This window comes from Paucibacter soli, from assembly GCF_037482845.1.
Classification (GTDB): domain Bacteria; phylum Pseudomonadota; class Gammaproteobacteria; order Burkholderiales; family Burkholderiaceae_C; genus Paucibacter_B; species Paucibacter_B soli.
The window spans coordinates 47,635-61,715 of record NZ_JBBHJW010000013.1 but is presented as its reverse complement, the minus strand read 5'-3'; the positions used below and the strand labels follow the sequence as shown (position 1 = coordinate 61,715).

Annotated in this window: 9 protein-coding genes; 5 read left to right on the top strand and 4 right to left on the bottom strand. The window is 68.4% G+C overall.

Annotated features, from left to right (window positions below; translation table 11 throughout):
• Positions 1-79 precede the first annotated feature (79 nt).
• On the bottom strand, positions 80-2,182 hold the full coding sequence (gene ligA / locus WG898_RS23145) for an NAD-dependent DNA ligase LigA (RefSeq protein WP_339605143.1): 2,103 nt from the start codon (positions 2,180-2,182) through the stop codon (positions 80-82).
• A 169-nt stretch (positions 2,183-2,351) separates the two neighbouring features.
• On the opposite strand from ligA, the gene WG898_RS23140 reads away from it, so the two are divergent.
• Positions 2,352-4,907, top strand: coding sequence for a diguanylate cyclase (locus WG898_RS23140; protein WP_339605142.1), 2,556 nt, complete (start codon positions 2,352-2,354; stop codon positions 4,905-4,907).
• A gap of 8 nt (positions 4,908-4,915) precedes the next feature.
• Here WG898_RS23140 and paeA read toward each other — a convergent pair whose 3' ends face one another.
• From paeA to smc, 3 genes are all read right to left on the bottom strand, one after another.
• Positions 4,916-6,211: a polyamine export protein PaeA gene (gene paeA, locus WG898_RS23135; protein WP_339605141.1), complete on the bottom strand. Its 1,296-nt coding sequence runs from the start codon at positions 6,209-6,211 to the stop codon at positions 4,916-4,918.
• 35 nt (positions 6,212-6,246) lie between these two features.
• Entirely contained in the window at positions 6,247-7,302 is a 1,056-nt protein-coding gene (locus WG898_RS23130; protein ID WP_339605140.1) for a cell division protein FtsZ, read from the bottom strand.
• A 79-nt stretch (positions 7,303-7,381) separates the two neighbouring features.
• Entirely contained in the window at positions 7,382-10,903 is a 3,522-nt protein-coding gene (gene smc / locus WG898_RS23125; protein ID WP_339605139.1) for a chromosome segregation protein SMC, read from the bottom strand.
• A gap of 194 nt (positions 10,904-11,097) precedes the next feature.
• On the opposite strand from smc, the gene queF reads away from it, so the two are divergent.
• From queF to dapD, 4 genes are read left to right on the top strand one after another with little or no spacing between them, the layout of a single operon-like run.
• Entirely contained in the window at positions 11,098-11,529 is a 432-nt protein-coding gene (gene queF / locus WG898_RS23120) for a preQ(1) synthase (protein ID WP_339605138.1), read from the top strand.
• A gap of 11 nt (positions 11,530-11,540) precedes the next feature.
• Positions 11,541-11,966: an SET domain-containing protein gene (locus WG898_RS23115; RefSeq protein WP_339605137.1), complete on the top strand. Its 426-nt coding sequence runs from the start codon at positions 11,541-11,543 to the stop codon at positions 11,964-11,966.
• Between the two features lie 7 nt (positions 11,967-11,973).
• Positions 11,974-13,197 carry a succinyldiaminopimelate transaminase gene (gene dapC, locus WG898_RS23110; protein ID WP_339605136.1) on the top strand — a complete coding sequence of 408 codons (1,224 nt, stop codon included), beginning with the start codon at positions 11,974-11,976 and terminating at the stop codon, positions 13,195-13,197.
• Between the two features lie 47 nt (positions 13,198-13,244).
• Complete coding sequence (gene dapD / locus WG898_RS23105) at positions 13,245-14,066, top strand: 2,3,4,5-tetrahydropyridine-2,6-dicarboxylate N-succinyltransferase (RefSeq protein ID WP_339605135.1); 822 nt, start codon at positions 13,245-13,247, stop codon at positions 14,064-14,066.
• Positions 14,067-14,081: the final 15 nt, after the last annotated feature.

Genomic DNA, 14,081 nt, shown 5'->3' with positions numbered 1-14,081 from the left:
GACCCCGAATCGCCTTGATGATTCTTCGCAGCGTCCCCGCATGCCCTCCCAGGCCGTTGGTGCGGCGAGTCTAGGGTGCTCAGGACTCGGTCTGCCGCAAAAGCGCCTGCAGGCCCGCCTCGTCCAGCACCGCCACCCCCAGCTCGCGCGCCTTGTCGAGCTTGGAGCCGGCCTCTTCGCCTGCCACCACGTAGTGGGTCTTCTTCGAGACCGAGCCGCTGACCTTGCCGCCCGCGGCCTCGATCAACTCCTTGGCGGCGTCGCGCGAGAGCGTGGGCAGGGTGCCGGTGAGCACCAGGGTCTTGCCCAGCAGCGGCTTGGGGCCTTGATCGGCGGCAGCGCCCTCGCCCTCGGGCCAGTGCACGCCGGCGGCGCGCAGCTGCTCGACCACATCGCGGTTGTGCGGCTGGGCGAAGAAGGTGTGAATGCTTTGCGCCACGATGGGGCCGACGTCGCGCACCTGCAGCAGCTGCTCGACGCTGGCGTCCATCAGCGCGTCGAGCGCGCCGAAATGTCGCGCCAGGTCCTTGGCGGTGGTTTCACCGATCTGGCGTATCCCCAGCCCGAACAGAAAGCGCGCCAGCGTGGTGCTCTTGCTCTTCTCCAAGGCAGCGACGATGTTCTGCGCGCTCTTCTCGGCCATGCGCTCCAGCGCCGCCAGCTTGGCCCTTCCTTCCGGTTCAGCCAGCTTGTAGAGGCCGGGCAGGCTGTCGACGATGCCGGCGTCCACCAGTTGCTCGACCAGCTTGTCGCCCAGGCCCTCGATGTCCATGGCGCGGCGGCCGGCAAAGTGCAGCAGCGCCTGCTTGCGCTGGGCCGGGCAGAAGATGCCGCCGCTGCAGCGGTAGTCCATGCCACCCTTCTCACGCACGGTGGCGCTGCCGCACACCGGGCAGGCACGCGGCATGCGGAAATTGGGCACGTAGGTGGCGCGTTCGGCCTTCAGCACCCCGACCACCTCGGGAATCACATCGCCGGCGCGCCGCACGATCACCTGGTCGCCCAGACGCACGCCCTTGCGGCGCAGCTCGAAGAGGTTGTGCAGGGTGGCGTTGCTGACCGTAGTGCCGCCGACGAACACGGGGTCAAGTCTTGCCACCGGCGTGAGCTTGCCGGTGCGGCCGACCTGGATGTCGATCGCCAGGAGGCGCGTGAGCTGTTCCTGCGCCGGGTATTTGTGCGCCACCGCCCAGCGCGGCTCGCGCGTCACAAAGCCCAGGCGCTGCTGCAGGGTGCGGCTGTTGACCTTGTAGACGATTCCGTCGATGTCGAAGGGCAGCGCGTCGCGCCGCGCGCCCATGGCCTGGTGAAAGGCGATCAGGCCGGCCGCCCCCTGGGTGACGACGCGGTGCTCGCACACCGGCATGCCCATGGCCTGCAGCGCGTCCAGCAGCGCACTGTGCGTGGCCGGCACATCCCAGCCCTGCACCTCGCCCAGGCCATAGGCGTAAAAGCTCAGCGGGCGCTTGGCGGCGATCGAGGGGTCGAGCTGGCGCACCGCACCGGCGGCGGCGTTGCGCGGGTTCACAAAGGTCTTGTCACCGGCCTCGCGCTGGCGCTCGTTCAGCGCCTCGAAATCGTCGCGCCGCATATAGACCTCGCCGCGCACCTCGAGCACCGGCGCGTCCACGCCCTTGAGCCGCAGGGGGATTTGCCCGACGGTGCGGATGTTCTGCGTCACGTCCTCGCCGGTCTCGCCATCGCCGCGCGTGGCGGCCTGCACCAGCACGCCCTGTTCGTAACGCAGATTGATGGCCAGGCCATCGAACTTGAGCTCGGCGGCATATTCCACCGGCGGCGCGTCCTCACCCAGCTCGAGTTGGCGGCGCACGCGCTCGTCAAAGGCCTGGGCGCCGCTGGGCGAGGTGTCGGTCTCGGTGCGTATGCTCAGCATCGGCACGGCATGGCGCACCGGCGCAAAGCCGTCCAGCAGCCTGCCGAGCACGCGCTGGGTGGGCGAGTCGGGCGTGAGCAGTTCGGGATGCGCGGCCTCCAGGGCCTGCAGCTCCTGGAACAGCTTGTCGTACTCGGCGTCCGGCAGTTGCGGGGCATCGAGCACGTAGTAGAGATGGGCGTGGTGATGGAGTTGCTCACGCAGGCTGCGCGCACGCGCGGCGGCAGCGTCGGTGCTGCCAATTGGGAGGGTCGAGAGGGTCGGGAGAGTCGGAAGGGGCTGGCTCATGGCCACGATTGTGGCGCAGCTCGCGACTGAGGCATCGCGCCAACAGGGCTGGCGCAAGCGTCGGCCAGGCATCAAAATCTGCCCCAAGGCCGGACCGTTCCTCACCCCGGAAACGGCTGCTGATTGGGATCGCGAGCGGCCGGCTGGCCGGCGCCATAAGGACAAGACGGTGCGGCTTTTTGACAGCGATGACGAACTCGCGGCGCTAGAACGGCGCGTGGCGGGCCTGGCACAGGCGAGCGAGGACCCGCAGGCCTGGGTGGAACTGGCCTGGCAGCTGCGCCAACGCGACAGCACGCGCGCCTTGGCGCTTGCCGAGGCCGCAAGGTCCGCCATTGCTGCCATGCCGAGACAGGCCGTACCTCCCAAACTGCGCGCAGCGTGGACGGCCCGACTTGCCCTGGTGCGTGGCGAAGTGCAGGGTTTGGCAGGCGACTATGCGGCGGCCCGACACGAGTTTGACACGGCGCTGCGCAGCTTCAGGAGGCTGGGGGACGCCGTGGGGGTGGGCGACACGCATTGGTTGTCCCTCACCCTCGCGATCGACCATGGCGACGTCAAGCGTCGCGACCAGGAGTTGCAGGCGGCGATCCAGGCCTACGCCCAGGCCGGCGACGCCTTGCGGCACGGCATCGCCGACTTGCGCCGCAGCTGGTATCTGGCCAGCGCCGATCCGGAAGCGGCACGCCAGCATCTGCAGGCCTTTGATCGCGAAGCGGCCGGCTTGCATCACCCCAGCCTGATGGCATGGCGCAGCTGGGTGCAGGCCTATCTGCAACCGCTTGGTGGCCAGGCCATTCTGGCCAATCTGAGCAGCTACCAGCTGGCCCAGCAGAGTGGCCAGCTGCGCATGGCCATCACCGCGGCGCTGGCCGCTGGCGACAAGCTGATGGACCTGAACGACGCCGATGGTGCGCTGGAGTGGATGGAGCGCGGCCTGGACCTGGCGCGGCGTGCCGCCTGGCGCCCGGTGATTGCCACATGCCTGCAGCAAACCGCGAATGTGCTGCGTGTGCTGGGGCGGCATGAAGCGGCCGCCGAGATGCTGCGGCAGGCCTTGGCCGACGCCCTGCCCGGCTCACGCAACCAGGTGATCGCGCTGCACTATATGGGGCTGCTGGCGATGGAAACCGGCGCGCTGTGCTCGGCCGCCGACATGCTGGCCCGTGCCGAGCATGGCTTCAGGCGCCTCGGCGTGCTGCGCCCGCTGATCAGGGTGCAATACGGCCGCGCCAAGGCCTTGCTGAGGCTGGGCCGCTTCGAGCAGGCCCAGGCGCTCGCACAGGCCGCATTGCAGAGCGCGCAGGCACATGATTTGCGCGAGGACCAGATCAGCGCCTACCGCGTGCTGGCCGAGCTGGAACAGGCCCGTCCCGGTGGCAGCGCCGAGCAAGGCCTGCGCCTGCTGCGTGCAGCGCAGGCCATTGCGGGCAGCATCGAAGGCTATCTGGCGCCGCCCGATCTGCTCGAAGCCCTGGCCGCCGGCCATGCCGCGGCGCAGCGCTACCAAGAGGCCTACCAACTGGCCATGGAGGCCAACGCGGTGCGCCAACAGGCGCATGGGCGCAGTGCCATCAACCGGGCCGTGTCGCTGCAGGTGGCACAGGACACCGAGCGCCTACGTGCCCAGGCCGAAAGGCTGCGCCTGCTCGCGCGGGCCGAGGCCGAGCGAGCAGACTTGCTGCAGCAGGGCAACCAGACCTTGCAGCACCTCAGCGCCATCGGCCGCGAGCTGACGGCAAGGCTGGACGTGACGCAGATCGCCGCGCTGCTGGAGCGTCATGTCAAGGCCATGCTGGATGCTTATTCCTTCCTCTGCTACCGCGTCGACGAGTCCGGCGAGCGCTTGCTGCCGGTGCTGTGCCTGGAGGGCGGCCAGCCGGTGCAGGCTCCCGCGGTATCCCTGGCCGACCCGAAGCGCCAGACGGCGCGCTGTGCGCGCGAGCGTTGCGAGATGGTGTTGCACGTCGAGCCCGAGCCCGATCAGGTGCTGCCGGGCACGGTGGCCTGCCGCAGCCTGATGTTTGCCCCCCTGCAACTGGCCGGGCGCCTGCTCGGCGTGCTGAGCATCCAGTCCCCCAGGGCGAACGCCTATGGCGAGCGCGAGCTGGCGATCTTTCGCAGCCTCTCGGCCTATAGCGCCATCGCCCTGGCGAACGCAGACGCCATGAGCAGCTTGAGCCAGGCCCAGCATGAGCTGCAGGCCAAGAACCGCGAACTGGAGCGCCTGGCCATCACCGACGCATTGACCGGCTTGTACAACCGCCGCTATCTGGACATGGTGCTGGAGCGCGAGCTGCGCCGCGCGCAACGCTACGGCACCGAGCTGAGTGTGATCCTGCTGGACCTGGACCATTTCAAGCACATCAACGACCGGTACGGCCACCAGCTGGGAGACCAGGTGCTGGTCAGCGTGGCCGCGCTGCTGCGCACACGCCTGCGCGACAGCGATGTCGCCGGCCGCTGGGGCGGCGAGGAGTTTCTGATCATCTGCGCCAGCACCTCCGAGCCGGGCGCCAGCGCCGTGGCCGAGCAGGTGCGGCGCCATGTGGCAGGCTTGCCGCTGCCGCAGCGGGGCCACTGCAGTGCCAGTTTCGGCGTGGCTCAGCTGCGCGAGGGTGAGACGGCGGCCGGCCTGCTGGCACGCGCCGATGCCGCGCTCTACCGCGCCAAGCAGAGCGGCCGCAATCGCGTGCTCAGCGACGCAAGCCCGCAGCGCAGCTAGATGGTGGCTTAGGCCGCGGGCGGCAGGCGCGTGATCATCACCTGGTCCACGCGGTGGCTGTCCACGTCCATCACCTCGAAGCGCCAGCCCTCCCAGACCACCTGGTCGGTGCGCCTGGGGATGCGGCGCAGCATCACCATCAGGAAGCCGGCCAGGGTGTCGTACTGGCCGGCTTGGGGCCAGGCCTCCAGCTCCAGCGCGCGCTGCACATCGGGAATGGGGGTGATGCCGTCGGCCAGGAAGCTGCCGTCGTCGCGGCGCACGATCTGCTGCTCCTCGTCGTAGCTGGCCACCAGGCTGCCCATCACCGTGCTCATCACGTCGTTGAGGGTGATCACGCCCACCACCAGGCTGTATTCGTTCACCACCACGGCGAAGTCTTCGTGCTTCTCGCGAAACTGCAAGAGCACCTCGGAGAGGGTGATGCGGTCGGGCACGATCAGCACCTTCTTGATCAGGCCCTCGCTACCGCGCAGCTGCAGCAGCTCCGCGCGCAGCACGCGCTGGAACAGATCGGTGGCATCCACATAACCCACCACCTGGTCGATCTCGCCCGCGCAGACCAGATAGGTCGAATGCGGCTCCTCGGCGATGCGGTTGCGCACCAGCGCGTCGTCGTCGTCAAGGCCGAAGAACACGATGCGCTCGCGCGTGGTCATCACGCTTTCCACCGTGCGCGTGTCGAGCTCGAACACATTGGCGATGATCTGCTGCTCGGCGTCGGCCACCACGCCGGCCAGATTGCCGGCTTCGGTGAGGGCCAGTATGTCGGCATGGGTGATGCTGTTGTCGCGCGTGGCCGGCAGGCCCATCAGCCGTATCAAGGCCTCGCTGATCTTGCTGAAGGCCCAGGACAGGGGCTTGAGCAGGGTGCACAGGCCCAGCATCGGCCCGATCAGGATCAGCGCCACGCGCTCGGGTTCATTCATCGACAAGCGCTTGGGCACCAGGTCGGCCAGCACGATGAAGAGCGCGGTGATGGCCGCAAAAGACAGTGCGAAGCCCAGGCTTTGCGCCCGCTCGGGCGCGAGCAGCAGGCCCAGGGCGGCGGAGAAATGCGGCGTGAACGCGCCTTCGCCGACGATGCCGCCGAGTATCGCCACGGTGTTCACACCGATCTGCACCACGGTGAAGTAATGCCCGGGCTGCTCCTGCACCTCCAGCACGCGCTCGGCGCGGCCATCGCCCTCGTCGGCCAGCTGGCGTAGCTTGAGCCGGCGCGAGGCCGCCACCGACAGCTCCGCCATCGAGAAGAAGGCGCTGGCGGCGATCAAGAGGGCAATCAGCAGCAGGCCGGTGCTCAAGCGTGCTCCGTTTCCGAACAGAGCTTGCAGTGTAGTCAGCTGAAGAGCCGCCGCGCGGCCAGGCTGCCGGCCGCCAGATCGCGCGAGGCCAGCGCCTTGTAGAGCGTGGCGAGTTCCTGGCCGATGGCGGCGAAGGCATGCAGATTCAGGATCTGGGCGCGGTCGTCGCAGACATCGGCCTCGATGTCGCGCGAGAGCGCCCGCGCGGCTTCCTGCCAGGCGGCGAAGGGCTCCAGGGCCTCGGGGGTCTGCGGCACGTCCAGCGCCAGCGTCAGCTCGCGCAGCGCCGAGGCCTGCGGGTCCTCGGCCAGCGCCGCCTGGGCATCGAACTGCAGGCTCAGGATGGGCGGCGCGCCCTCCTCGTCGGCGGCCAGCACCAGGCGGCCCGGGATGGCGCCGGGCACGAAGCCATGGCGAAGCGCCATCTGCTGCACATAGCCCAGGGTCCAGGCGGCGCTGCGCGCGCGCAGCACCACGGCCAGCTGGGCATCGTGCTCGCTGGCGAACTGGTCGAGCTCGCGCGCACGCGCCACCACATCCAGCATGTCGGGGAACTGCACAAAGGCCGAGAGGCCGTCGGCAAAGCCCTGCACCTTCTGCACGAACTCCGAGTACTCGATCTCGTTCATCGCGCCGCTGCGGTTGGCCATCTGCACGCCGGCCTGGAACTCGCTATAGCGCTGGCCGGCCATGGGCAGTTCCCACTCGCCCGATTCGGCATTCAGCCCCTCGATATGAAAGGGCTTGGTGCCGGCGCGGCGGCTGCCCGGCAGGTGCGAGATCGCCAGCTCGCCGCTCACCGGTGCTTCCAGGGTGACGGTGGCGATGGCGTCGATCAGCGCGTCGATACGGGCCGAGGGCTTGCGCGGCAGCTGACGCGTCGGCAGCGCTGCGCCGCCATCGGCCTGGAAGGGTTCGCCAACCGCCGCCCTGGCTTCGCCGAGGGTCGGGTCTTGCCTGTCCCCCAGCTGCGGCTCGATCGGCGGATCGGCACGGCGCGGGCCGGCCTTGCGCGCGCTCCAGGCGCCGTGGGCGATGACGATGATGAGGATCAGGCCGCCGAGGATGGCGAGCATGGCGGTAAGGGTCATGCCAGACCTCCCGCCGGGCCGCCCCAAGGGAGGGCTGAGCCCCCTTGGGGGGTAGCGAACGAAGTGAGCTTGGGGGCTGTCATAGTGCCTCCGCCATGCCCAAGGCCGCTTCCATGTCGACGGCCACGATGCGCGACACGCCCTGCTCCTGCATGGTCACGCCAATCAGTTGTTCTGCCATTTCCATTGCAATCTTGTTGTGCGAGATGAAGAGGAACTGCGTGCCCTTGCTGCTCATCTCGGAAACCAGTTTCGCGTAACGCTCGGTGTTGGCGTCGTCCAGCGGCGCATCCACCTCGTCCAGGAGGCAGAAGGGCGCGGGGTTGAGCATGAAGATCGCGAACACCAGGGCGATCGCGGTGAGCGCCTTCTCGCCGCCCGAGAGCAGGTGGATGGTGCTGTTCTTCTTGCCGGGCGGCTGGGCCATCACCTGCACGCCGGAATCGAGGATCTCGTCGCCGGTGATCACCAGCTTGGCATTGCCGCCGCCAAAGAGCGTGGGGAACATGCGGCCGAAGTGCTCGTTCACCTGGTTGAAGGTGCCCGAAAGCAGCTCGCGCGTCTCGAGGTCGATCTTGTGGATCGCATCCTCCAGCGTCTTCATCGCGGTGCTGAGGTCGGTGTACTGAGAGTCCAGGAAGGTCTTGCGTTCACGCGCCGCGCTGAGCTCGTCCAGCGCCGCCAGGTTCACCGCCCCCAGGGCCGCGATCTCGCGGTTGATGCGGTCGATCTCGCCCTGTAGACCGTAGAGCTTGACCTGGCCCTCCTCCACCGTCCTGGCCAGCGCCTCCAGGTCCACGGCGGCGGCGAGCAACTGCTCCATGTACTGGGCGCCGCCCAGCGAGGCGGCCTGCTCGTCGAGCTGCAGCTTGGTGATGCGCTCGCGCAGCGGGTCCAGGCTGCGTTCGAAGACGAGGCGCTGCTCCTCGGCCTTGCGCAGGCGCAGGCTGAGATCGTCGTAGCCGGCGCGCACGGCGGCCAGCTCGCGCTCGCGCTCGACCTTGAGCGCCAGCGCGTCCTGCAGGCCGGCCTGCGCGGCGGCGTCGTTGAGCGTCTCAAGCTCCTTGCCCAGGGTCTCGGTGGACTGCACATTCAGCGCCATCTGCTGCTGGGCGGTCTCGATGGAGCGCTGCAGCTCGCCGCGGCGCGCCGCCAGGGTGCGGGCGCTGAAGGTGGCCTCCTGGGCGCGGCGCTCCAGCGAGCGCAATTGCTCGCGCGCCTCGGCCAGGCGGCGCTCGGCCTGGATCACCGCATCGTCCAGCTCGGCATGTTTTTCCTGGCAGGTCGCCAGCTGCATATCGAGTTCCTCGAAGCGCGCCTCGCCGGTGATGCGGCGCTCCTGCAGCTCCTCGGACTGGGCGTCGATCTCGAACAGCTCTTCTTCCAGCTGTGTGCGGCGCGTGCTGGCGGCCTCGCTCTGCTGGGTCAGGCGCAGCAGTTCGACGTGCAGCTGGTGCGCGCGGGTCTGGGTGTCGGTGGCGTCACGGCGCAGCTGGCCCAGGCGCTGCGAGGCCTCGGTATGGCCGGCCTCGGCGCGCACCAATTGCGTCTTGGCGTCCTCGGCGATGAGCTGCTGGGCGCGCAACTCGCGGCCCAGGTTTTCGATTTCCTGGGCGCGCGCCAGGAGGCCGGCGGCCTCGGAATCGGGCGCATAAAAGCTCACCGCGAACTGGCTCACCGCATGGCCCTCGCGGGTCATGATGACCTCGCCATGCGTGAGCCTGGCGCGGCCGGCCAGGGCCTCGTCGATGCTGGCGGCGGTGTAGACGCCTTCCAGCCAATCGTTCAGCAAGGCCTTCAGCCCAGGCTGGTCGTCCAGGCGCAAGAGCTCGGTAAGGCGCGGCAGGGTCTCGTGGGTGTTGGCGATCGCGGCCGCGGGCGGCGAGTAGAAGGCCAGCCGGGCGGGCGGCGCATCGCTGGCAAAGGCGCGCACCGTCTCCAGCCGGCCCACCTCGAGCGCACCCATGCGCTCGCGCAGCGCCGCCTCCAGCGCGTTTTCCCAGCCCTGCTGGATGTGCAGCCGGGTCCAAAGCCCGGCCAGGCCTTCCAGCCCATGCTTGGCCAGCCAGGGTTTGAGCTTGCCCTCGGTCTGCACTTTTTCCTGCAGCGCGCGCAAGGCATCGAGCCTGGCGGAGAGGTCCGATTGCCGCGCCAGCTGGGCATTGGCATCCTGCTGTGCGGTGCGGCGCGCCTCGTCCAGCGCCGGCAGCTGCTCGCCGAGCTCGTGCAGGCGCGCATCGGCCAGTTCGCGGGCCTCGTCGGCCGCCGCGCTCTGGCGCTTCAATTCGGCCAGGCGCTCCTGATCGGGCAGGGCGAGGCCCTGCCGTTCGCTGGCCAGGCGCTCGCGCCGGGTACGCAGCTGGCGCGCCTGCTCGTCGATATTGCGGCTCTCGGCCGCCAGCACCTGGATCTGCTGCTGCACCTGGGTCACGAGGGCACGCTGCTCGTTGGCCTTCGCTTGAGCCGCGCGCACCGCATCCTCGCTATTGGGCAGGTTGATGCCCTGCTCCTCGGCCTGGGCGGCGAGGATCTCGCTCTGCTCCTCGGCGCTGGCAATCTGCGCGCCGATCTGCTCCTGCTCCTCGCGCGCCTGGGCCGAGCGCTCGCCCCATTGCTGGTTCTGCGCCTGCAGCTCCAAGAGGCGCTGCTCGACGCGCTGGCGCCCCTCCACCACATAGCGGATGCGCTCTTCCAGCCGGCTCACTTCCAGCTGCGCCTCGGCCATGCGGCCTTGGCTGGCATGCAGCTCATCGCCCGCCGCATAGTGGGCCTGGCGCACGGTTTCCAGCTCGGCCTCGACGGCGCGCAGCTCGGCCATGCGCGCCTCCAGCGCGTTCACCGCTTCGAGCTGCTCGCCCTTCACGCGCGCCTGCTCGCCGGTGGCATCGCGGTGCTTGAGGAACCAGAGCTGGTGCAGCTTGAGCGTGCCCTGCTCCTGCAACTGGCGGTAGCTGGCCGCCACCACCGCCTGCTTCTCCAGGCGCTCGAGGTTGTTGTTCAACTCACGCAGGATGTCGTCCACGCGGGTGAGGTTCTCGCGCGTGTCCTTGAGGCGGTTCTCGGTCTCGCGGCGGCGCTCCTTGTACTTGGAGACGCCGGCGGCCTCCTCGAGGAACATGCGCAGCTCTTCGGGCTTGCTCTCGATGATGCGGCTGATGGTGCCCTGGCCGATGATGGCGTAGGCGCGCGGCCCCAGGCCGGTGCCCAGGAACACGTCCTGCACATCGCGGCGGCGCACCACCTGGTTGTTGATGTAGTAGCTGGAGCTGCCGTCGCGCGTCAGCACGCGCTTCACGGCGATCTCGGTGAACTGGTTCCACTGCCCGCCGGCACGCGCGTCCTCATTGCTGAACACCAGCTCCACGCTGGCGCGGCTGGCCGGCTTGCGGTTGCCGGAGCCATTGAAGATCACGTCCTGCATGGACTCGCCGCGCAGCTCGCTGGCCTTGCTTTCGCCCAGCACCCAGCGCACGGCGTCCATGATGTTGGACTTGCCGCAGCCATTGGGCCCCACCACGCCCACCAGCTGCCCGGGCAGCTGGAAATTCGTGTGCTCGGCGAAGGACTTGAAGCCGGAGAGCTTGATCGAGTTCAGGCGCATGACAACAAACGCGTACTAAGCCCTTGATTTGGTTATAGAAAAGCCCCTTACCCGGGGCCTATCTAGGGGCCGGATGATACCATCGGGCCCTCCCCAAAACAGAGAACGCCAGGGCCGCCGCCCGGGCCGCACCATCCATGGCCACCCAGAAGAAAACCGCCAAGCCTGCAGCTCCCGCGCCCAAACAACGTGAGATGCCACCCAACCCGCCCTCGCGCCCCAGCAAGGAACTGCACGTCTTCCCGAACCCGGCCCCCGAGCGCGACTATGTGATCCAGTTCCAGGTGCCCGAGTTCACCTGCCATTGCCCGCTCACCGGCCAGCCCGACTTCGCACACTTCACCATCGACATGATCGCGGACCGGCACTGCGTCGAGCTGAAGAGCCTGAAGATGTATTTCTGGAGCTACCGCGACGAGGGCGCCTTCCACGAGAAGGTCACCAACACCATTCTGGAAGACATCGTGAAGGTGACGAACCCGCGCTTCATCCGCATCACCGCCAAGTGGTATGTGCGCGGCGGCATCTACACCAATGTGGTGGTGGAGCACCGCAAGAAGGGCTGGAAGCCCGAGCCGCGCGTGGACCTGCCGGCCCACGGCTTCGAGTCCGGCCTGCTGCGCTGATAGCTCGCCGCGTGGCCCTTGCGTCCCACCCCGCGCATCAACTGGTCGAGGTGACGGTGCGGCGCAGCCGCATCGACGGCTTTGGCGTGTTCGCCGCCGAACCAATCGCTGCCGGCGCGCGCCTGGGTGACCTGACCGGCGAGGCCATCACGGTGGCCGAGGCTCGCCGGCGTGCGCAGGGCCGGCAACGGCTGATGCTGGTGGAACTCTCGGCCAGCCGCGCCATCGATGCCAGCCGCGGCAGCGACCCGATGCGCTTCACCAATCACAGCTGCGCACCGAATGCAAGGCTGCAGGTGGAAGGCGGCGAGGTGCGCTTCTTCGCGCTGCGCGATATCTCGCTTGGCGAAGAAATAACCGTCTCCTACGGCAGTACCCACCATGAAGGGCGCCTGGCCTGCCGCTGCGGGGCCGAGAATTGCCAGGGTCAACTCTGAATCCGACATGAGCGCCATCGCACCGCCCGCACCACATAACCCGCTGCTGGACAAGCTGCACCCCTACCCCTTCGAGCGCCTGCGCGCGCTCACCGCGGGGCTGACGCCCAACCCGGCCTATCGGCCCATCAGTCTGGGCATCGGCGAGCCCAAGCATGCGGCGCCCAAGCTGATCGAAGACGCCTTGATGGCCAGCTTGAAGAGCCTCGCCGCCTACCCGGCCACCGCCGGCGCACCGGCCCTGCGCGAAGCCATCGTCGGCTGGCTGCAGCGCCGCTATGGCCTGGCCCTGGACGCGGCCACCCAGGTGCTGCCGGTGAACGGCTCACGCGAGGCGCTGTTCGCCATCGCGCAGACGGTTGTCGACCCCACGCGTGCCGGCGCCACCGTGGTCTGCCCCAATCCCTTCTATCAGATCTACGAGGGCGCGGCCCTGCTGGCTGGCGCCCAGACGGCCTTTGCGAATTCAGACCCGGCGCGCAATTTCGCCGCCGATTGGTCGCAGATAGATGCGGCCACCTGGGCAAGGACCCAGCTGCTGTATGTGTGCTCGCCCGGCAACCCGACCGGCGCGGTAATGCCGCTGAGCGAGTGGGAGCAGTTGTTCGCGCTCAGCGACAAGTACGGCTTCGTGATCGCCTCGGACGAGTGCTATTCGGAGATCTACTTCCGCGACGAGGCCCCGCTCTCGGGCCTGGAGGCCGCGGCCAAGCTGGGGCGCAGCGATTACAAGAACCTGATCGCCTTCACCAGCCTGAGCAAGCGCTCCAATGTGCCGGGCCTGCGCGCGGGCTTTGTGGCGGGCGATGCACAGCTCATCAAGCGCTTCTTGCTCTACCGCACCTACCATGGCAGCGCCATGAGCCCGATGGTGCAGGCGGCCAGCATCGCCGCCTGGGGCGACGAGGCCCATGTGGTCGAGAACCGCGCGCAGTACCGCGCCAAGTTCGCCCAGGTCACGCCGCTGCTGGCCGAGGTGCTGGACGTGGCGCTGCCGGACGCCAGCTTCTACCTCTGGGCCGGCGTGCCGGGGGGCGACGACGTTCGCTTCTCCCTGGAGTTGCTGGCTCAATACAATGTCGCGGTGCTGCCGGGCAGCCTGCTGGCGCGTGAGGCCCATGGCCAGAATCCGGGCGCCGGGCGCATCCGCCTGGCCCTGGTGGCCGAACTGGCCGAATGCATGGAAGCCGCCGAACGCATCCGGACCTTTGCCCGGGCCTACCAGGCCTGAATCCGCCGCTATCCCCTTCTCCTCCCCTTCTTCGAACGAGTTTTCTCATGAGCCAAGAACTGCAAGCCGTCATCGACCTCGCCTGGGAAGGCCGCGCCAATATCAATGCCACCAACGCCCCCGAGGTGCGCGAGGCGGTGGAGCATGTGATCGCCGAACTGGATGCCGGCCGCCTGCGCGTGGCCGAGCGCCAGGCCGTCGGCCAGTGGACGGTGCACCAGTGGATCAAGAAGGCGGTGCTGCTGTCGTTCCGGCTGAACGACAACCACATCATGGGCGAAGGCCCGCTGACCTTCTTCGACAAGGTGCCCACCAAGTTCGGCGGCATGAGCGAAGAGCAGCTGCGCGCCACCGGCGTGCGCGTGGTGCCGCCCGCGGTGGCACGCCGCGGCAGCTACCAGGCAAAGAATGTGGTGCTGATGCCTTCGTATGTGAACATCGGTGCCTATGTGGACGAGGGCGCGATGGTCGACACCTGGGCCACCGTGGGCTCCTGCGCCCAGATCGGCAAGAACGTGCACCTGAGCGGCGGCGTGGGCATCGGTGGCGTGCTGGAGCCGCTGCAGGCCAACCCCACCATCATCGAAGACAACTGCTTCATCGGCGCGCGCTCCGAGGTGGTGGAAGGCGTGATCGTCGAGGAGAACTCGGTGATCTCGATGGGCGTCTACCTGGGTCAGAGCACGCCCATCTACGACCGCGAAACCGACACCGTGAGCTACGGCCGCATCCCGGCCGGCTCGGTGGTGATCAGCGGCAGCCTGCCGAAGGCCGATGGCAAGTACAGCCTCTACGCCGCCATCATCGTCAAGAAGGTGGATGCGGGCACGCGGGCCAAGACGTCCATCAACGAGCTGCTGCGCGCCTGATCACGCCAACGCAAA

What these genes read in the sequence shown, in the direction of transcription:
- ligA (WP_339605143.1), bottom strand. Translation starts at nt 2,182, where the DNA reads ATGAGCCAGCCCCTTCCGACTCTCCCGACCCTCTCGACCCTCCCAATT.
- smc (WP_339605139.1), bottom strand. Translation starts at nt 10,903, where the DNA reads ATGCGCCTGAACTCGATCAAGCTCTCCGGCTTCAAGTCCTTCGCCGAG.
- dapD (WP_339605135.1), top strand. Translation starts at nt 13,245, where the DNA reads ATGAGCCAAGAACTGCAAGCCGTCATCGACCTCGCCTGGGAAGGCCGC.
- dapC (WP_339605136.1), top strand. Translation starts at nt 11,974, where the DNA reads ATGAGCGCCATCGCACCGCCCGCACCACATAACCCGCTGCTGGACAAG.
- WG898_RS23130 (WP_339605140.1), bottom strand. Translation starts at nt 7,302, where the DNA reads ATGACCCTTACCGCCATGCTCGCCATCCTCGGCGGCCTGATCCTCATC.
- queF (WP_339605138.1), top strand. Translation starts at nt 11,098, where the DNA reads ATGCCACCCAACCCGCCCTCGCGCCCCAGCAAGGAACTGCACGTCTTC.